The sequence below is a fragment of the Campylobacter sp. RM12640 genome, from assembly GCF_020137595.1.
Taxonomy (GTDB): domain Bacteria; phylum Campylobacterota; class Campylobacteria; order Campylobacterales; family Campylobacteraceae; genus Campylobacter_E.
In genome coordinates this window covers 79989-100623 of record NZ_JACGAU010000007.1, presented here as the reverse complement: position 1 = coordinate 100623, position 20635 = coordinate 79989, and the positions used below count along the sequence as shown (strand labels likewise).

General features: G+C 28.0%; 18 protein-coding genes and 1 pseudogene. 14 read left to right on the top strand and 5 right to left on the bottom strand.

Going from position 1 to position 20635, the window contains the following annotated elements:
* Positions 1-44: 44 nt before the first annotated feature.
* From trxB to AVBRAN12640_RS04070, 4 genes are all read right to left on the bottom strand, one after another.
* A complete protein-coding gene (gene trxB / locus AVBRAN12640_RS04085; protein WP_336608440.1) occupies positions 45-977 on the bottom strand; it encodes a thioredoxin-disulfide reductase in 933 nt (310 codons plus the stop codon).
* 50 nt (positions 978-1027) lie between these two features.
* Complete coding sequence (locus AVBRAN12640_RS04080) at positions 1028-2353, bottom strand: phosphoethanolamine transferase (RefSeq protein ID WP_336612952.1); 1326 nt, start codon at positions 2351-2353, stop codon at positions 1028-1030.
* A 110-nt stretch (positions 2354-2463) separates the two neighbouring features.
* Positions 2464-2700: a hypothetical protein gene (locus AVBRAN12640_RS04075; protein WP_336612951.1), complete on the bottom strand. Its 237-nt coding sequence runs from the start codon at positions 2698-2700 to the stop codon at positions 2464-2466.
* Positions 2690-3409: a TerC family protein gene (locus tag AVBRAN12640_RS04070; RefSeq protein WP_214120322.1), complete on the bottom strand. Its 720-nt coding sequence runs from the start codon at positions 3407-3409 to the stop codon at positions 2690-2692. Before AVBRAN12640_RS04070 ends, AVBRAN12640_RS04075 begins: the two co-directional genes overlap by 11 nt.
* Before the next feature lie 61 nt (positions 3410-3470).
* On the opposite strand from AVBRAN12640_RS04070, the gene aspA reads away from it, so the two are divergent.
* The 14 genes and pseudogenes from aspA (at position 3471) to AVBRAN12640_RS04000 (ending at position 19856) form a co-directional block, all read left to right on the top strand.
* Entirely contained in the window at positions 3471-4871 is a 1401-nt protein-coding gene (gene aspA / locus AVBRAN12640_RS04065; protein ID WP_214115804.1) for an aspartate ammonia-lyase, read from the top strand.
* A gap of 1087 nt (positions 4872-5958) precedes the next feature.
* A pseudogene (gene ccsA, locus AVBRAN12640_RS04060) lies at positions 5959-8007 on the top strand (cytochrome c biogenesis protein CcsA); the annotation flags it as partial.
* Positions 8004-8444 (top strand): hypothetical protein, encoded by a 441-nt coding sequence (locus AVBRAN12640_RS04055; protein ID WP_214115802.1) that lies wholly within the window; start codon positions 8004-8006, stop codon positions 8442-8444. The pseudogene ccsA and the gene AVBRAN12640_RS04055, both read left to right, overlap by 4 nt.
* Positions 8445-9488, top strand: a complete 1044-nt coding sequence (locus AVBRAN12640_RS04050) for an LptF/LptG family permease (RefSeq protein WP_336608438.1) — start codon at positions 8445-8447, stop codon at positions 9486-9488.
* Between the two features lie 18 nt (positions 9489-9506).
* Positions 9507-10718, top strand: a complete 1212-nt coding sequence (gene lysA, locus AVBRAN12640_RS04045) for a diaminopimelate decarboxylase (protein ID WP_214115800.1) — start codon at positions 9507-9509, stop codon at positions 10716-10718.
* Positions 10719-10722: 4 nt separating this feature from the next.
* Positions 10723-11787, top strand: a complete 1065-nt coding sequence (pheA, locus tag AVBRAN12640_RS04040; RefSeq protein ID WP_214116008.1) for a prephenate dehydratase — start codon at positions 10723-10725, stop codon at positions 11785-11787.
* Positions 11784-13472, top strand: a complete 1689-nt coding sequence (gene fliF, locus AVBRAN12640_RS04035; protein ID WP_214115799.1) for a flagellar basal-body MS-ring/collar protein FliF — start codon at positions 11784-11786, stop codon at positions 13470-13472. Before pheA ends, fliF begins: the two co-directional genes overlap by 4 nt.
* Positions 13472-14500: a flagellar motor switch protein FliG gene (gene fliG / locus AVBRAN12640_RS04030; protein WP_214115798.1), complete on the top strand. Its 1029-nt coding sequence runs from the start codon at positions 13472-13474 to the stop codon at positions 14498-14500. The genes fliF and fliG overlap by 1 nt, the downstream gene beginning before the upstream one ends.
* Positions 14497-15282 carry a FliH/SctL family protein gene (locus tag AVBRAN12640_RS04025; RefSeq protein WP_214115797.1) on the top strand — a complete coding sequence of 262 codons (786 nt, stop codon included), beginning with the start codon at positions 14497-14499 and terminating at the stop codon, positions 15280-15282. Before fliG ends, AVBRAN12640_RS04025 begins: the two co-directional genes overlap by 4 nt.
* Entirely contained in the window at positions 15272-17077 is a 1806-nt protein-coding gene (gene dxs, locus AVBRAN12640_RS04020) for a 1-deoxy-D-xylulose-5-phosphate synthase (protein WP_214119881.1), read from the top strand. The genes AVBRAN12640_RS04025 and dxs overlap by 11 nt, the downstream gene beginning before the upstream one ends.
* Entirely contained in the window at positions 17074-17583 is a 510-nt protein-coding gene (locus AVBRAN12640_RS04015; protein ID WP_214115795.1) for a phosphorylase family protein, read from the top strand. The genes dxs and AVBRAN12640_RS04015 overlap by 4 nt, the downstream gene beginning before the upstream one ends.
* Entirely contained in the window at positions 17580-18644 is a 1065-nt protein-coding gene (rlmN, locus tag AVBRAN12640_RS04010; protein WP_214115794.1) for a 23S rRNA (adenine(2503)-C(2))-methyltransferase RlmN, read from the top strand. The genes AVBRAN12640_RS04015 and rlmN overlap by 4 nt, the downstream gene beginning before the upstream one ends.
* A complete protein-coding gene (locus AVBRAN12640_RS04005; protein WP_214115793.1) occupies positions 18625-19482 on the top strand; it encodes a helix-turn-helix transcriptional regulator in 858 nt (285 codons plus the stop codon). Before rlmN ends, AVBRAN12640_RS04005 begins: the two co-directional genes overlap by 20 nt.
* Complete coding sequence (locus AVBRAN12640_RS04000; RefSeq protein ID WP_239803468.1) at positions 19482-19856, top strand: hypothetical protein; 375 nt, start codon at positions 19482-19484, stop codon at positions 19854-19856. The genes AVBRAN12640_RS04005 and AVBRAN12640_RS04000 overlap by 1 nt, the downstream gene beginning before the upstream one ends.
* A 4-nt stretch (positions 19857-19860) precedes the next feature.
* On the opposite strand, the gene AVBRAN12640_RS03995 is transcribed toward AVBRAN12640_RS04000, so the two are convergent.
* Positions 19861-20631, bottom strand: coding sequence for a DUF5718 family protein (locus AVBRAN12640_RS03995; protein WP_214115791.1), 771 nt, complete (start codon positions 20629-20631; stop codon positions 19861-19863).
* Between the last annotated feature and the right edge of the window lie 4 nt (positions 20632-20635).

The following is a 20635-nucleotide window of genomic DNA, read 5'->3' as shown; positions in this document are numbered from 1 at the left end:
TTCGTAAAAGTCTTCATTAACTAATGCTAATTTGATTTTAGTTATCAATGTTTGCTCTCTAAATATGAAATTACGCCTAAAGCAGCGTTAGCACCATCAGCCGCAGCACAAACAACTTGTCTTGGGGCATCTACTCTTAAATCTCCCGCAGCAAACAAGCCTTCAACACTCGTTCTCATTTTTAAATCAACCTTAACAGCATCTCCTACCATTTCGCATAAAAATGAGCCATCAGTTTGTTTTAATACTTCATTTCTCACATCAAGTCCTACGAAAGTAAATATCCCTGGAACTGCTAAATCTTTTTTGCTACCATCATTAAATGCTATTTTAACGCCTGTAACTCCAGCATTATCTCCTACAACTTCTTCTACTTTAGCATTTAAAATAAACTCAATTTTTTCATTTTTCTTAGCTCTTTCAACGGTTGATGGAGCTGCACGAAAACCTTCTCTTCTGTGGATTAAATATACTTTAGAGCATAGATTAGCTAGATAAAGTGCTTCTTCAAGTGCAGTATCTCCACCACCTAAAACTGCTACTTCTTTTTTTCTATAAAACGCACCATCGCAAGTTGCACATGTGCTTACTCCACGACCAAAAAATTCATTTTCGCCTATAAAACCAGCTTTTTTAGGAGCTGCTCCTGTGCAAACTATAACAGCTTTAGCATCTTCGCTTGAATTATCAGAGAAAATTATTTTAAAATTCTCGCCATTTTTTTCAACTCTAATTACTTCTTTTTGCTCAATTTTTAGACCAAATCTAGTGCTTTGCTCACTCCAAGGTGCCATAAAGCTAATTCCATCCATTACGGTTGCAACGCCTGGGTAATTCTCCATCTCACTTGAGCTTGTAATTTGTCCACCTGGCATAAATTTTTCATACATTACAACATTTTTAAGCCCACCACGAGTTGCATATAATCCCGCACTAAGACCAGCAGGGCCACCACCAATAATAGCTAAATCTAACATAAAATTCTCCTAATTAATAATTTTTATTATTTAATATTATCTAGCTTAAGTTAATCAAGTTTTAAAAAATTATCATAATTTATTTCGTTAGCAAATAACCTAATTCTAAATTTATTATATTTTTTATTTATAGGACTTCTACTTTCATCAAACTCAGCTATTTTTATACCTGCAATATCGCATAATAAGTGTATTAAATCATCACTCATAAATGCTAAATCTTTAGATAATATTAATTTATCTAAAAGTTCTTTATGATTTGTTTTAAAAGAATTTGAATAAAGAATTATAAAAGGAATATCTGCAATTATTTTATCACTTACTCCATGTCCTAATAATGATTTTGTCTTATCATCATATAAACTTTCTGCATGATCACTTAAATAAATTATCAAAGTATCATCGTCTTTAAATCTTTCATAAATTGAATAAATAATATAATCGGTATAAAGTATAGAATTATAATATTCGGATATGCTTTTTTTATCTTTTATATTTTCTTTTATATCACTTTCGCTAAATTTTGAAAATGTTTTAGGATAGCGTTTTTTGTAATTTCCGTGATTTCCTAAAAGATGAATTACTATGAAATTATTATCACTTAATTTTAGGTTTTTAATAATAGGCAATAAAACCCCATCATATTTTGCATAACTTAAAGTATCGCTAGAGCTCATATATTTATTTGTAAAATAAGAAAAATCACTCATAATACCAACACTAGCAGCATTATTTCCCCATTCGCTAATATAGTCTTGATTAGATATCCAAAAGGTTTTGTAATTTGCTAATTTGAATAAATTAATAATGTCTAAATTCTCATAAAATTTTCTTTCACTTAAATTATCTAAATTAGCAAAATTAAGCAATACACTCATTACCGGATTTGTAGAAGCATAAGGGGCAATAACATCAGAATAAATTATTTTATTTTTTATATTTATTAGATTAGGTGTGGTGTTTAATCCTTGCCCGTAGTCTTGATAAGCACTTCTTCTTGAGCTTTCTCCTATTATTAAAACTATATTTTTTATGTTTTCATTAGCTTTTAATTTTTCGTGATTATTAGCAATTTTTAAATAACTCTCTTGCATTATTTTAGAATTAATCAAAATATCATCTGTATAAATTAATTCTTTATTAAATTTAATAAAAGGAATATTTATATATCTACTAAAATCATATTTAATAGCTCTTCTTAAATCATTCCCAAAGCACACTACAAAGATTAAAATAATAAAAGCTATGTTTAATTTGTTATTTATTTTTATATTTATTTTAATTTTTAATAAAATTAAAGCCACAATCATAAAAATTAAAATTCCAAAGAATTTAAAATTAATATATATTGATATAAACTCAATACTTTCAGCCATATTTGTATTTAAAAATGCTTCTAAGAAACTTGGATTTAAAAAATTATTAAAATTAATTACTAAAAAAGATTGAATAAAGATTACAAAGAAATTATAAATTATTAAAAATCTTAAAATACCCCCCCCCCATAAGGGATTTTAGATTTTAGAATATAGATTAGAAAATATACAAACAAGATTATAAAAATTAGCGTAACTGAAGTAGATTTTATATATTTTAAATCTTGAATAATGCCTTGATTTATAATCTTATTAGAAAACAATACTAAGCAAAAAATATTGCTTAGTGTAAAATATAAAAATATTCCAAAATGCTTTAAAACAAATTCAGTAAAATTATTCTTCATCTTTAGCCTTTTTTTGCAAGATATTTAGGGTTGTATTTACTATACTAAATGCTAAAGCAGTATAAATATATGCTTTATTTATATGAATATTTAAACCTTCAACTATTAAAACGCCACCAACTAAGACTAAAAATGTTAAAGCTAGAGTTTTTAATTCTTGGAATTTTTCTACTAAATCTCCAATCCATTTACTAGCAATCATCATAAACATCATAGCAATTATTACAGCTAATATCATAATACTAAGCTCATCAGCAATTCCTACCGCAGTAATTACACTATCTAAAGAAAAAATTATATCAATTAAAGCAATTTCAATTATTACAACAAAGAAATTTGAACTAGCCTTAAAATTACTATTATCACTATGCTCGTTTTTTTGCATTGATATTAGTTCTTTAATTGATTTAATTATTAAAAATATTCCCCCACCAATTAAGACAATATCTCTACCGCTAAAATCTTGACCTAAGATATTAAATAAAGGTTTTGTAAGTTTAACAAGCCAAAAGATACTAAATAAAAGTGCTATACGAGTTAGCATAGCAAAACCAAGTCCTAAAATACGGCCTTTATTTTGAAGGTGTTTTGGTAATTTACTTACTAAAATAGTAAGAAAAATAATATTATCTATACCTAAAACTATCTCAAGTAATACTAAAGTTACGAAAGATAATATGCCTTCTGAAGTGAAAATCCATTCAAACATAATTGTCCTTTTTATTGATTAAAAAATGCTATCCTAACCGAAATTTTTTAAAGGAGATTAAATGAGATTAGAACACGATTTTTTAGGTGAACTTGAAATTGCTGATGATATTTATTATGGAGTTCAGACCTTAAGAGCAGTGCAAAATTTTGATATTTCAGGAAAGCGTTTAAAGGACTTTCCAAGACTAATTATATCTTTTGCGAAAGTAAAAAAAGCAGCAGCTTTAGCTAATTATGAATTAGGCTTAATTAATGAAGAGATTAAAAACGCTATTTGTTTTGCTTGTGATGAATTAATAGCTGGAAAATATAAAGACCAATTCGTTGTAGATATGATACAAGGTGGTGCAGGAACTTCTACAAATATGAATGCAAATGAAGTTATAGCAAATATTGCTTTAGAAAAATTAGGGCATAAAAAAGGTGAGTATGAGTATTGCCATCCAAATGACCATGTGAATTTATCTCAAAGCACAAATGATGCTTATCCAACATCTTTAAGAGTTGCTTTATATGATTATTTAAGCGATTTAATGAAAGCTATGAATTATTTAAAAGCAGCTTATGAAAGAAAAGCAATTGAGTTTAAAGATATTATAAAAATGGGAAGAACCCAACTTCAAGACGCAGTTCCGATGACTTTAGGAAGAGAATTTAAAACTTTTGCTGTAATGCTTGGCGAAGATATACAAAGAGTTAGCGAAGCAAGAAGCTTAATTTTAGAAATTAACTTGGGTGCAACTGCTATTGGAACAGGAATTAATTCTCATCCTGATTATCCACCAATCGTTGCAAAACACCTTCAATATATAACAGGTGCAAATTTTGTAATAGCAGATGATTTAATAGAAGCTACTCAAGATACAGGAGCTTTCGTTCAAATTAGTGGAGTTTTAAAAAGAGTTGCAACAAAATTAAGTAAAGTTTGCAATGATTTAAGATTACTTTCTAGTGGTCCAAAATGTGGCTTAAATGAAATTAACTTACCAAAAATGCAACCAGGCTCATCAATTATGCCAGGTAAGGTAAATCCAGTTATCCCTGAAGTGGTAAATCAAGTGTGTTATTATGTAATTGGTGCTGATGTTAGTGTTACTTTAGCTTGCGAGGGCGGACAATTACAATTAAATGTATTTGAACCACTTGCAGCATATAGTTTATTAAATAGTATTTGTATGCTTGAGCGTTCTATGAAGACTTTAGCTGATAAATGTATAGATGGTATCACAGCAAATAAACAAATATGCGAAGATTTTGTGATGAATAGTATAGGAATTGTAACCGCACTAAATCCTTATATAGGTTATGAAAATAGTGCAAGTATTGCAAAAGTTGCATTGCAAACGGGTGCAAGAGTTTATGATTTAGTTTTAGAGCGTAAATTAATGGATAAAGAAAAGCTTGATAAGATTTTAAGTCCTGAGTTTATGTTAAAGCCACATATGGGAGAAATTAAATAATATTTTGAAATAGGAATTTTAAATTCCTATTTCTTTAAAAAGTAATAGATAATAATTTAATCTAAATAATAAAAATTATTATTTATTGCTTTTGTTTAAATTTAGCTAATTTTTTTTAGTTAAAATTTATCTTTAACAATCACAAGGAATAACAATGTATAAGATGATATCAAGTATGAAATTAAGCATAATTTTGTTTTTGTTGTTTGCTTTTGCTAGTGGTTTAGCAACTTTTATAGAAAGCAAATATGGAACTCCTACAGCTTGGGCTTTAATATATGCTAGCTGGTGGTTTGCTGCTATTCAGGTATTGCTAGGAATTAATTTATTTTTTGCAATATTTAGATATAAAATGTATGAAAAATTACCGCTTTTTATATTCCATCTTAGTTTTTTATTTATGCTACTTGGCTCGGCACTTACTAGGTATTATGGATTTGAAGGATATATTCATATAAGAGAAAATGAAACTTCAAATATAGTAAGCTCAAGAGAAGCATTTTTTAGTATTTCTGCTATGAAAGATAATAAATACTATTCAAGCGATGAGTTTAAATATATAAGCGTAATAGGTCATAATGATGTAGATATTAACTTAGATTTAGATGGCAAAATAGCTAATTTAAAATTAGAAAAAGTTATTTTACACGCAAAACCAGCTTATAAAGAAGAAATAGGCGGAAAACCTTTCGTATTATTAAATGTTTCAGGAGAGCAAGGCTCAAGTGCATTAGCTCTTGATGAAGGTAGATTTGTTGTATTAGGAGAAGTTGTAATAGCAAATAAAAAAGCTATTTCAATGAATGCTAAGCTTTTAGAATTTAACGAAAACAAAATTAAAGCGAATTTTGATTTAGAAATATTTGATGTTAAAAATAAGAAAAATATAAAATTATTAGCTGATAATGAATTTAGCCTTGATGATGGAATGGTAATTTCATTTGAAAATTATAAAATTGGATTTGATAAATTTTACAAAAATGGCGTTAAATACTACGAAGATAGCAAAGATAGCGAGTATCCAAATGCTTATTTAGTAAAAGTAACTTATGATAATGATAGTTTATACGCATATTTATTTGAAGGAGAAGGGCAAAAAATCACTCTAGCAAATCAAACTTTTAGCATATCTTATACTGCTAAATTACTTGAATTACCATTTAGCTTTACTTTAAACAAATTTGAATTAGAGCGTTATATGGCTTCAAATTCTCCGAAATCTTATGCAAGTTATATTAGAATAAATGATGATGAAAGTAAGGATTATAAGATTTATATGAATAATGTATTAGACCATAAAGGTTATAGATTTTATCAAAGTTCATACGATAAAGATGAGCTAGGAACTATTTTAAGTGTAAATCAAGACCCAGGCAAAATACCAACTTATATTGGATACTTATTATTAGGTATAGGATTATTTTTAAACTTGATTTACAAAAACTCACGCTTTATGATTTTAACAAAACGCTTAGCAAAAATGAGTTCATTAGTGCTTTTACTTAGTGCTTTAACTCCACTTTTACATTCTGATGACATTAATGAAGCTATAGATAATGCTAATAAAAATCTAGCCCCAGTTAGCCTAGAAGAGCATGTAAAAGAATTAAGCGTTTTACCAGTTCAAAAAGACAATGGAAGAATAGCTCCATTTGGCTCATTAGCACTTGATTTAGTAAATAAAATTCATAAAACAAGCACTTATCAAGGCAAAGATGCAACAGAGCTTTTAATATGGATTATGAGTGATTTTAAAGACTTTTCTAAAGAAAAATTTATTTATCTAAGCAATCAAGAAATAAGAGATTTTTTAAATCTTGGCAAGGGTAAATATGCTAGTTTTTACGATTTTTTTCCAAATAATGTATATGCTTTAAAAGATGAAGTTGATAAGGCTTTAAGAACCAATCCAAACAAGCGTGGAACTTATGAAAAAGAATTATTAAAAGTTGATGAGCGTTTAAATCTTTTATATTACGCTTCTTTAGGTGGTTATGTAAGAGCTAGTTTTGAAGATGGTAAAGCTTTAAATGTTTTAGAAACTAGCAAACCTGATTTAAAAGCTTATTTTTTATCATTAATAAATGCAAATAAAGACAATAATTATGCTTTAAGCTCAAAGATTTTAAATGAGATTAAGGCAAGTCAAGGAACTAATATTGATGAAGCAAAATTTAAATTAGAAATCGCTTTTGATAAGGTAGGGATTTTTACAAAATTAAGCCCTGTTTATTTATTAGGTGGTTTGGTGCTATTAATTTTAGTATTTTCAAGAATGATTAGTGGTAAAACAAGTCTAAAAACTGCCTTTAAAATAGTTTATTATCTAAATATTTTAGTTTTCATAGTTCATACAATTGCACTTGCTATTAGGGGATATTTAAGTGGTCATGCACCTTGGTCAAATTCTTATGAAAGTTTATTGTATATTTCTTGGGCATTAAGCTTAAGTGGTATTGTATTTTCTAAAAAAAGCCCTATTTCATTATCACTTACATCAATTCTTGCAGCTATTGTTTTAATGGTAGCTCATCTTAGTTCAATTGACCCACAAATAGGCAATCTCGCACCTGTTTTACAAAGTTATTGGCTAACAATTCATGTTAGTATCATAACTGCTAGTTATGGATTTTTAGGTCTATGTGCTTTACTTGGAATTTTTGTATTAGTTTTATTTATTATGTTAGGAAAAAATAAAAAGCTAAATGAAAGAATAAAATCAAATATAAAAGAAGCTACAATGATTAACGAAATGGCTATGATTTTAGGCTTATCATTGCTTACTTTAGGCAATTTCTTAGGTGGTGTTTGGGCTAATGAATCTTGGGGAAGATATTGGGGCTGGGATAGTAAAGAAACTTGGGCTTTAGTATCTATTTTAGTTTATGCTGCAGTTTTACACATTAGAATGATTAAAGGAATAAATAATCAATTTACATTTGCAGTATGCTCTATGTTTGCATATTTGAGTATTATTATGACTTATTTTGGAGTGAATTACTTTTTAACAGGTATGCACTCATATGCTGCAGGAGAAGCTGCTAGCGTGCCTATTTATGCTTACATTAGCGTAGGAGTTATGGCGTTATTAGCGATTGTTGCAAGTAAAAATAAAAAGGAAGCAGAACTTTTATGAGAGATAATGTATTTATAATTGTCGGCGTAGTAGCTTTTTTAGTAATTATTGCTCTAGTTTTTTATTTTATAATTAAGAGCTCAAAAAATAAAGAAAATCAAATTCTTACACAAGAAAAGCAAGAAGTAGTCAAGAAAGTAAATGCTTTAGATGATTTGATAAAAGCAGCAAAGAGTGCAAAAACTCCAGCTGCTTTAAATAAAGTAGTTTTAGCGTTTTTACAAAGTCAAAGTCTTGAAAATAGAGCAAGTCTTACAACTTTAAGTGAAGATGCTAAAAAAAAATTAGGATTTATTAGTGTTGTTTGTGCTAACAAATGTGCTGAAGCAAAATTAATTGCTTTTTTAAATCACGAATTGGGTAAAAAATATCCAAGTTACAAAAGAGAAATAGATTTATATGAGAATTTAGGACTTGCAAGAAGAAGGATGAAGTAATTGAATAAACTTTATTTTAGGTATCTTGCTAGCCTTTATCTTAAAAATTGTTTAATTTTTATTATTGCTTTTGTAGGATTTTATTTATTTATAGATATTTTAATTAATTATAAAAAGCTGCATTTAAATACCAATATATTCTTATTATATATTGTATATACAATGCTTACAGCTTTTTATTATATATTGCCAATAGCTTTAATACTTGCTATGATTTTTACAAAAATATCTCTTATTAAAAAAAATGAATTTATAGCGTTTTATTCTTTAGGGCTTAGCAAAAACGCAAGTGTTAAACCTATAATGTTTATAAGTTTAATAATAAGTTTTATCGCAATTTTTTTAAACTATACAAATATTGCTTATGCAGAAAACTATAAAAGTAATATTTTAAAATACGGATATTTAAGCAAAGAACAAATGGATTTGTTTTTTAAATATCAAGATGATTATATTTATATAAAAAGTTATGATAAATCTACAATGAATGATATTAAAATTATCAAAAAAACAAATAATGAAATATCTAAAATCATTTTAGCAAAAAGAGCAAATTTTATTGATAATAATTGGGTTTTAGAAGACGCAAAAGTTATGGAATTTAAATTAGGAAATAATTTTGATGATACCTTTATAATTAATCAAAATTTAGAAAAAGAAATGATTTTAAAAGATTTTAACCCAAGTTTGCTTGATAATTTAGGCACTGATGATAGTTCTTTAAAAGACGCATTTTTTTATCTTAATAATTTTGAAGCTAATAAAAACATAGCAAGAGCTAGTATTTATAAGCAAAGTATATTTTTATTATATGCTCCATTTTTTATGCTTATAATTTTTTACAATATTCCTATTATGCCAAGATATAATGATTTAAATATCTATGCTTTAACATATACAAGTTTATCTTTATTAGTTTATGGAATTTTATTTTTACTATTAAGATTTGCTAGTAATGGTAGTATAAATCCTGAACTAGCTATTCTTTTGCCAATAAGTATAATTATTGTATATTCATTAATGAAGTTTAATAAAAATAAGTGATTATAAAAGGAGCAAAAAATGGACTTTTTAAAACTTGCAAATGGTATTAATACACCTTTTTATTTGTATGATTTTAACGAGATTGAAAATAGATTTAATAGTATTAAAAAAGCATTTAGTGGAGCTAAAAATAATATTTTTTACGCGGTTAAGGCTAATTCAAATTTATCTTTATTAAAGTTTTTAGCGAATTTAGATAGCGGTTTTGATTGTGTTAGTGCTAATGAGATTAGAAGAGCTTTAAAAGTAGGTGCTAAACCTTATAAAATAATTTTTAGTGGGGTTGGTAAAAGTGCAAGTGAATTAGAATTTGCAATAGAGCAAAAAATACTTTATATAAATGTAGAAAGTAGTGCTGAATTAGAGCTTTTAGAAAGTATTGCAAAGAGTAAAAACCAAGTAGTAAATATAAGTATTCGTGTAAATCCTAATATAGATGCAAAAACTCATCCTTATATTTCAACAGGTCTTAAAGAAAACAAATTCGGAGTTAGCCTAGATAATGCTAGGGCTATGTTTTTAAAAGCACATAAATCAGATTATTTAAATCCAGTAGGAGTTCATTTTCATATAGGTTCAAATATCTTAGAATTAAGTAGTATTATCCAAGCTGCTATTTTGGTAGAAAAATTTATAAAAGAGCTAAATACCGCAGGGCTAAATATTAAGTTTTTTGATATTGGTGGCGGAGTTGGTATCAAATACAAAAATGATGAAATCGAGCCTAATTTAGATGAGTTTGCACATATGATTAAAAATATTGCAAAAGCACAAGATTTGACAATTTGCTGTGAGCCAGGTCGCTATATTGTAGGAAATGCAGGTTATTTAGTAAGCAAGGTTTTATATGAAAAAATTAACGAAGGAAAAAGATTTGTAATATGCGATGCTTCTATGTGTGAACTAATTCGCCCAAGTTTATACGAAGCATATCACGAGATTTTAAGCTTTCCTAGTGTAAATAAGCTAAACGAAAGTAGTAAGGCTGATTTAGTTGGTGGAGTTTGTGAAAGTGGAGATTTCTTAGCAAAAGATATAGTTTTACCACCTTTAATGGCAAATGATTTAGTAGTTATTAAAAGTTCAGGAGCTTACGGATTTGTAATGAGCTCAAATTATAATTCAAGAACAAAGGTTGCTGAATATTCTTTATACAACAATGAGTTAAAATTAATAAATAAAGCTCAAAGTTTTGATGAATTAATAGCTAATGAATTATCTTGTTTGTGAGTATATTATGAATTTAGAAGAAATTAGACAAAATATAAATAAAATTGATGATGAAATAATTAAATTATTAAATCAAAGAATGGAATTTGTAAAGCAAGTTGGTATTTTAAAGCATAATGAAGGTAGTCCAATTTATCGTCCTGTAAGAGAAAACGAGATAATAAATAGACTAAGTGAAAATAGCAAAGGCTTATTAGAAAAAGACGCAATTAAAGCAATTTATCAAGAGATTTTTGCAATTTCAAGAAATCTTGAATTACCACAAAGAGTTGCGTTTTTAGGTCCAATTGGCACTTATACTCATCAAGCAGCAAGATTATGGTTTGGAGCGCTTAGTGAATATATTGAGATTGCTACTATTGAAGATGTTTTTGTTAGTTTAAATAACGATGAAGTATCTTATGCAGTAGTTCCTATAGAAAACAATACAGAAGGTGGAGTTGGAGCTACTCTTGATTGTCTTGCAAAATACGATGATATTTTGATTTTTGCTGAAAATTATTTAGATATTCATCATTCATTCGCAAGCACAACTGATGATATAAGAGATATTAAAGTGATTTTTTCTCATCCACAAGGCTATAATCAGTGCAAAAAATTCTTAGAAGCTCATAATATTTTAGACATTGAGTTTGTCCCTACAAAAAGCACAGCCGCTGCTGCAAAATTAGCAAAAGATACGCCAAACTCAGCTGCAATTTGTTCAAAAATTGCAGCAAAACTAAGCGATTTGCCTTTAATGTTTGAATGTATTGAAGATAATAAGGCAAATAAAACTAGATTTTTAGTGCTTAGCAAACATTCTTGCGAAAAATCAAGCAATTCTAAAACATCAATTCTAGCAAATACAGCACATAAAGCAGGTGCTTTAGTTGATTTGCTTAATGAGTTTAAAGAAGCAAATATCAACTTAACTAAAATTGAATCAAGACCTTTAAAGAAAAAAGAATTTGAATATAGTTTTTTTATTGATTTTGACGGACATATTGATGATTTGAATGTGCAAAAAATCTTAAAAAATAAAACAAATATAAAATGGCTTGGCTCATATTTAAAGAATGATAAATGATTAAGCAATTTTTACAAGGAATAGGCAAGTTCTATTCGGGTTTAGAAAAAAAACAAAAACTAACTATATTAGCAGCCATTATTGCAACCGTTGCTTTTATAGTTTTTTTACTCGTATATAATTCTGGTAATAATAAAAACTACTCTGGATATTCTGTTTTATTTGATGAATTAGATACTAAAAATTCAGCTGCAGTTGTGTCAATATTAGAAAAAAATCAGATAAATTATATTTTAAAAGATGAAAGCACCATTTTAGTTCCAAGTGCTGATGTTTATAAGCAGCGTTTAGAAGTGGCAAGTGCTGGAATTTTAAAGGATAATAAAGTAGGTTTTGAGATTTTTGATAAACAAGAATTTGGAGCTACTGATGAAGAACAAAAAATCAAGTTTAAAAGAGCTTTAGAAGGCGAATTAGCAAGAACAATTGAGAGCTTAAATCCTATTAATAAAGCTGCAGTTCATATTGCTTTTGGTAAAGAATCTTTATTTGTAAAAGAAAAAGAGCCACCAACAGCTTCAGTAGTTTTAAATATTAAAATGGGTATGAAATTAGGTCAAAAACAAGTTTTAGGGATTAAAAATTTAATAGCATCATCAGTAGCTGGTTTAAGTGTTGAGAATGTTAAGATAATTGACCAAAATGGAGTTAATTTAGGTGCTGATGAAGTAGGGCTTGATGTAGATGAATTAAACGCACAAATAAATTATAAAAAAGAATATGAAAATTCATTAGAGCAAAAGATTATAAATGTTTTAGCACCTGTTCTTGGTGGTTGGGATAGAGTTGTTGCTAGAGTTAATGCTGATTTTAATTTTGATAAGGCAAATAGTCAAAGTGAAGTGTTTGACCCAAATTCAGTCGCTAGAAGTGAGCAAAGTTTAGAAGAGAAAAAAGAAGGCAAAAAAGGTAAAGAAGTAGGCGGAGTGCCAGGAGCAATATCAAATATTGGACCTGTTCAAGGCATTGAAGATGGAGAAAATAAAGAAAGTTATAGCAAAAATCAAAGCACAATTAATTATGAAATATCTAAAAAAATTACAACCATCAAAGGTCAATTTGCAACCTTAAATAGAATTAGTGCAGCAGTAGTAGTAGATGGAAAATACGAAATTGATGAAAATGGCGAAGTAAAATATGTAGCAATTAGCGATGATGAGCTTAAAAAATTACAAGGTTTGGTAAAAAACGCAATAGGATTTAATGATACTAGAGGAGATAGTGTTAGTGTTGATAATATTAGATTTAATAATATTAAAGCTCCAGTTCCACCATCAATTAAAATTACTAATTTCTTAGAAAGCTATATAATGCCGTTTATCCCACCTGCAAAATATATTTTTGCTATGGTGTTAATGTTTATATTTTATAAAAAGGTTATATCTCCGTTTATTAAGAAAATGCTTGAGGATAAGGTATTTACACCTGAAGAATTAGAAGAAATTAGGCGTGAAGAAGGTGCTGATGATGAAGAAGATGCGATAGAAAAATATCAACAAGCTAAGAAAAGAGTTGAAGAACAACTTGGAATTGACGCTGGATTTAGTGAAGATGAATTACAATATGATATTTTACTTGAAAAATTAAAAACTATTAGCACAGAAAAAAGTGATGAGGTTGCTATGCTATTTAAAAGTTTATTAAAAAACGATGCTGAATTTAATCAATCTCAAAAGGAAATGTAATGGCAAATTTAAGCAACGAACAAAAAAGCTTATATAATGATTTAAGTATTTTAGAAAAAATTGCAATATTTTTGGTTCTAATGGGAGAAGAGCCAAGCACATTAATATTTTCAAATCTTGATACAGATATGGTAATTGAAATCACAAAATATATTGCAAGTGCAAAGCAAGTCGATAGAGCAGTAGCTACTGCTGTATTAGAAGAATTTCACGCTTTACTTAAGTCAAATCAGTATATTAAAAATGGTGGTTTGGAATTTGCTAAAGAGATTTTATACAATACTTATGGGATTGAAGAAGCTGAAAAAATCTTATCAAAATTAGCAAAAACTTTAGATGGAAATCAAGCATTTTCTTATCTTAGTAATATTAAACCTCAACAATTAGCTGACTTTATCGTAAATGAATATCCACAAACAATAGCTTTAATTATTGCACATATGGAGCCTACTAGAGCAGCTGAGACTTTAGAGTTTTTTGAAGATAATTTAAGAAGTGAAGTAATCCATAGAATTGCTACTTTAGGTGATATTAGCCCAAGTATTATTAAAAGAGTTTCAACCGTTTTAGAGAGTAAATTACAATCTCTTACATCTTATAAAGTTGAAGTTGGAGGGACTAGAGCAGTTGCTGAAGTGCTTAATCGTCTAGGTCAAAAATCAAGCAAATCAACTATTGCATATTTAGAGCAAACTGATGAAAAACTTGCAACTACTATTAAAGATATGATGTTTACTTTTGATGATATTACTAAATTAGGCACAACAGCAATTAGAGAGATATTAAAAGTAGCTGATAAAAAAGATTTAATGATAGCTTTAAAAGGAAGCACGGAAGATTTAAAAGGTATGTTTTTATCTAATATGAGCCAAAGAGCAGCAGAGAGTTTTAATGAAGAAATGGGATTTTTAGGTGCTGTTAGGGTAAAAGATGTAGAAGAAGCACAAAGAAAAATCGTTGAAGTTGTTCAAAAGCTTAATGAAAGTGGAGTAATACAATTAGGCGAAAGTGATGAGATGATAGAATGATGAAAACTATTATTGATAATAAAGCCAAAGAGCATCATATTCAAAATTATAAATTTAAAATTCTAAGCTCATTTGATACTGATACAAGTGAAGAGCAGCTTAGTGAAGTTATTGAAACTCCACAAGAAATAAAAGAAGAGCCTGTAATAATTAAAGAAATTACTCCGCCACCACCACCGCCACCAAATCCAATCAATGAAGAAATGCTTAAAAAAATGGAAACTTTAAGCGATAATGTAGTAAAACTTCAAATGAAACTTGAAAAACAAGAAGAAGAATTTGAAAAAAGACTTTTAAATGAGATTGAAATAGCTAAAAAAAACGCTTATGAAGAAGGTTTAAACGCAGGTAAATCTCAAAATGAAGATAAAATAAACGAGCTTAGTATAAATGTATCAAATAGTATTAAAAAGCTTGAAAATAAATGCCAAGAATTAAGTGATTTTTGTGAAAAAACAAAAAGCGATTTAAACGAAGCTGCTTATTTAATAGCTAAAGAAGTAGTAAATAAAGAGCTAGAAACAAGTTCAGCAAAAATTGCTCTAGCTTATGCAAATACGATAATGCAAGGAATTGATAAAAGTATTAAGATTAAAATCAGCGTAAATCCTAAGGATTTTGATTATTTAAATAAAGAATTAAGTTCAAATAGGATTGAAATCTTAGCTGATGATGCTATTAATAAGGGTTGTTTGATTATTAATTCAGATACATTAAATACTCAAATTAACTTAAAAGAAAGATTAGCACAAGCAAGGAGTATGATATTAGATGAAGCGTAAAATTGAAAATATCAAAAGCCTTAATGAAAACGAATTAAAAGAATTATGTAGTGATATAAGAGCTACAATCATTGAGCAAGTTAGCAAAAACGGCGGTCATTTATCGTCTAATTTAGGCGTGGTTGAACTAAGCGTTGTTCTTCATCATTTATTTGATATAAAGGAAAATCCTTTAATTTTTGATGTATCTCATCAATGCTACGCACATAAAATATTAACAAATAGGAATTTAGAAAATTTAAGACAATTTAATGGAATTAGTGGTTATACCGAGCCAAATGAGAGCGAGTATGATTTTTTTATAGCAGGGCATTCATCTACTTCAATATCTCTTGCAACGGGGGTTGCAAAGGCTTTTAGTCTTAATAAAAAAGATGCAATTCCAATTGCTATTATTGGTGATGGGGCTATGGGCTGTGGATTAGCTTATGAGGCTTTAAATGAATTAGGAGATAGAAAATATCCAAGCATTATTATCTTAAATGATAATAAAATGAGTATTAGTAAGCCTATTGGTGCGGTTTCAAGATTTTTATCAAAAAGTTTATCAAGTCCAATTTATCAAAAATTTAAAAAAGGCGTTGAAGCAATGCTTGAATACTTGCCTGAAGGTGCTAGATATACTGCAAAAAGATTTGAAGATGGATTTAAATTAATCACTCCTGCTGGAATGTTTTTTGAAGAATTAGGGCTTGAATATATTGGCCCAATTGATGGGCATAATATTGCTGATTTAATAACTGCATTAAATCTAGCAAAAAGTCTTAAAAAGCCTGTATTATTGCATATTCAAACAATCAAAGGCTATGGTTATGAGTATTCTTTAAATGATGAGGGTAGTTGGCACGGAGTTGGAGCTTTTGATATAAAAACAGGTAAGAGTTTAAGTAGTTCAAAAAAACCTAGTGTAACGGCAATTTTTAGTGATATTTTAGATGAACTAGCAAGTAAAAATGAAAAAATAGTAGGTCTTAGTGCAGCTATGCCAAGTGGCACAGGAATTGATAAATTAATAGCAAAATATCCTAATAGATTTTATGATGTAGGAATAGCAGAAGCTCACGCAGTAACTTCAATGGCAGCTATGAGTAAATGTGGTTTTATGCCTGTTGTAGCTATTTATTCAACTTTTTTGCAAAGAGCTTATGATAGTTTAATTCACGATTGTGCAATACTTAATCTTAATATGGTTTTTGCACTTGATCGTGCAGGGATTGTAGGAAATGATGGCAAAACTCATCAAGGAGCTTTTGATATTTCATATATATCTTGCATACCTAATTTTAAAATTTGTGCCCCAACGAATGCTAAAAGTTTTAAATTATTGCTTGAATACGCTACAAGTAAAGTTGGGTTAATTGCTATTCGCTATCCAAGGGGAAGTTTTGCTTTAGATGAGAGCTATGAGCCAAGCTTAAAAACTCATTTTATTAAAAATGTAAATTCTAATATAAGCTTTTTAGGTTTTGGAGAAGGCGTTGCAAAAGCTTTAGCAGTTAGTGAAGAAATCAATGCAAATGTAATTGATTTAGTATTTGCTAAACCACTTGATAAAGAGTTTTTATTAAATCTTGCTAAGAGTTCAAAAGAATGGCATATTTTTAGCGAAAGTGCAAAAATAGGCGGATTAAATTCTATAATTTCTAGCTTTTTAAAAGAATATGATTTAGACATTAAATTAATATCTTATGAATATGAAGATGAGTTTATAACTCACGGAAATACAAATGAAGTTATGCAAAGCTTAGGGCTTGATGCAAAAAGTATTATAAATAAAATTAAAGGCAATAAATGATAGTTAGTGCAGGAATAAGTGAGATTTATGATTACGCAGAGCCTATTGGATTAGGTAGTAATTGCGCTATAAAACTTAGCGAATTAATACTTAAAAAGCAGCCAAAAAGATTGATTTTTATAGGTTCAATGGGGCTTTATACTAAAGAAATTGAGCTTTTTAGCGTAAATGAGTTTAAAAGTGCTGTAAATATTGAATTAGCTATGTTAGATGATTTAGTTTATACCCCTATGAAAACTAATGAAGTTTCTAATTTAAATTCTTCTAATTATATTTGTAAAAATTACGAATACGCTAAGAAAATGAATGAAAAATACGGGATATTAGGCGAAAATATGGAGTGTTTTAGTTTTTTTGCGACTGCTAATTATTATAAAATCCCAGCTAGTGCAATTTTAGTAGCGACTAATTATTGTGATGAATTCGCACACGAAGAATATATAAAAAACATAGCAAAAGCTAATGAAATACTAGAAAATTACTTAGAAAACAAAGGACTTTTATGAAAGAATTATTAGATTTTTTACCAGAAGAATATAACCTTAGTCCAAAATATCTAAATAATGAATTAGCAAAATTTGTATATCAAAAATATATAAATGATTTTAGCGAAGCTACAAGTTTATCAAAAGCTCTAAGAGAACAATTAAAAAATGAATTTAACATTATGCCACTTAGCTTAAAAATAGCTCAAACAAGCATTGATGGGAGTATTAAATTCTTATTTTCCTTGCACGATAATCACACAATAGAAAGCGTTTTGCTACCTATGAAAAAAGAAAGAATAGAAAATGGTGTGAAAAAAAGTGCAAAATACACTATTTGTATAAGTAGCCAAGTAGGTTGCAAAAGTGGTTGTGCCTTTTGTTTAACGGGTAAAAGTGGGCTTATTAGAAATCTTAGCACAGCTGAAATAGTAGCTCAAGTATTATTTATCAAAAAATACGCAAAAATCCCTTATGAGCAAGGTATTAATATAGTTTTTATGGGTATGGGAGAGCCACTTGATAATTTAAAAGCAGTTAGCAAGGCTATTAAAATCTTTTCTCATAATGATACTCTAGCAATATCACCACGCCGTCAAACAATCTCAACAAGTGGTCTTGCAAAGCAAATTGAAGAATTAGGCAAGATGAATTTAGGTGTATTACTTGCAATTTCGCTTCACGCTGTAAATGATACTTTAAGAGATGAATTAATGCCTATTAATAAGGCTTATAATATTGAAAGCGTTTTAAATGCGGTAAGGAATTTCCCAATAGATGCTAGAAAAAGAGTGTTATTTGAATATTTATGTTTAGGTGGGATTAATGATGATTTAAGCCACGCAAAGGCTTTAGTAAAATTACTACATGGAATAAAAGCTAAGATAAATTTAATTTATTTTAACCCACACGAAGGCAGTATCTATAAACGCCCAAGTGAAGAAAAAGTAATTGCTTTTAGAGATTATTTACAAGCACACGGACAAAACGCTACCATTAGACAAAGCAAAGGGCTTGATATTAGTGCAGCGTGCGGGCAATTAAGAAACAACGAGGATGAAAATGCAAAAACCATCATATAGAATAGCTCAAATATTAGTAAGACTTTATAATGAAGAGATATTAAATAAGCACGATTTAGCTGAAGAATTTGGAGTAAATGCTAAGACTATTCAGCGTGATATTAATGAAAGATTATCAAAATTACCAATAATTGCTAGAAGAAATGGGGATTATAGTTTAGATAAAGCTTATATCAAAAGCAATCACGAAGAGATTAGAAAACTTATAAAAATATTTGATATTACTATGCTTCCAACAAGGCTTAGCGATGAGTTTTTAAACAATCTTTTTACTCAAAAAGAACTACCAATTACTAATATTAAAAATAACGAAATTGATGATATTAGTAGTGTTTATGAGAGCTTAACTAATGCGATTTTAAATAAGGTAAAAATTAAAATAACTTATAATGCAAAAGAAAGAATTCTAATGCCTTATAAATTAGTAAATCATCAAGATATTTGGTATTTATTAGCTTGTGAAGAAGCTGAACTTAAAAGCTTTACTTTATATAAAATCAAAAATTTATTAATCACACAAGAAGAATTTATCCCAAATGAAAGCACACAAGAGCTAATTAACAATAATTCAAGTAGTTTTATATCAAATAATATTACAAATGTTATTTTAGAATTAGATTGTGTTGCTAAAGAATATTTTTTAAAAAGAGCAATATTAAAAAATCAAAGAATAATTTCAAGCCATTTAGACAAAATCATAATAGAAACAGAAACAAGCTATGAAGATGAGATTATTAGGCTGGTTTTTAAGTGGATTCCACATATTAAAATTCTTGAGCCAAAAAGCTTAGCAAATGAGTGCAAGGCTAGAATTAAAGAATATTTAAAGAACATTTAATGCAAAAGCAAAAGATATTTGAAATAATTTGTAGTGAGTGTAAAGAAAAGCAAATTAGTATAGTAAATATTGAAGGATTTAGCATAATAAACGAAGAGATTTTTTGTCTAAAAAGCTCAAATAAGATTTCTTATAATGATTTAAGATATATTGATTTTGCTTATATTTTATTAGAAATTAACACGAAAAATAGTTTAATAAATGCTTTTAGTATAGCTGCAAAATTAGTAAGCGATGATTATGAAGAACATAAAGAATTATTAAAAAAATGCTTTTTGCTCTTAGATGATACAACGCATTTTAAAGACCTTGAAAAATGCTTAATAATGTTGCAATTAAAAGAAAGTTACGATAAGTTAGAAGATAAATTCTAGTAAATTATTTACTAGAATTATTGCTTTTTACTATTTGATGAAGGCAAGAGCCATCTTTAACATTTATAAATTCATCATTTTTAGAAATAGCTACAAAGATTTCATCATTATTTTTTAAATAGTGTTTTTCTCCAAAAGGAGTATAAGATAAAGCACCTAAACATATCAATAAATTTGCAGGCTTACTAGCTATTAAAGGTCTTATATCTTCAAGGGTTGCTATGTCTATTTGATTATTTATAGTATCAATTAGCCAAGTGATTAATGTATTTGAATAATAAAAATAATTTTTTATATAATCTTCGTTTGCGTATTTTATTATCTCATTATCTCTTTTTAAATAGCAGTGGATTTTATAATCATTTAATTCATCAAGATTATTTAAAGGAACTAAATTCCCAATACCTTTACTAGCAGTTGAGAAGTTCTTTTTAGAAGATATTTTATTTTCATTTACTCTTTTACTAGCGTCATTAAACGCTGCATAAAATTGTGGTTTTAAATCACTTAGTTTATCATTTTCATAAAAAGCTTTAAAAATTACACATAATTCAGGCTCAATTTGAACAAAATCTCCATCTAAAATAAGCTCATTTTCACTAATACAAAATCTCTTTAAATATTCTTTATCACTATCTTTAGAGTAGAATGGAAACACACCTTTAGGTGCAAAATCACTTGTGTGTAATTCAGTAAAATCTTTAGCTTCGTTAGCTTGATTTAAATGATTAGGCACATTTCCTATTACACCTAAGCATAAATAGTCTTTAAACATTATT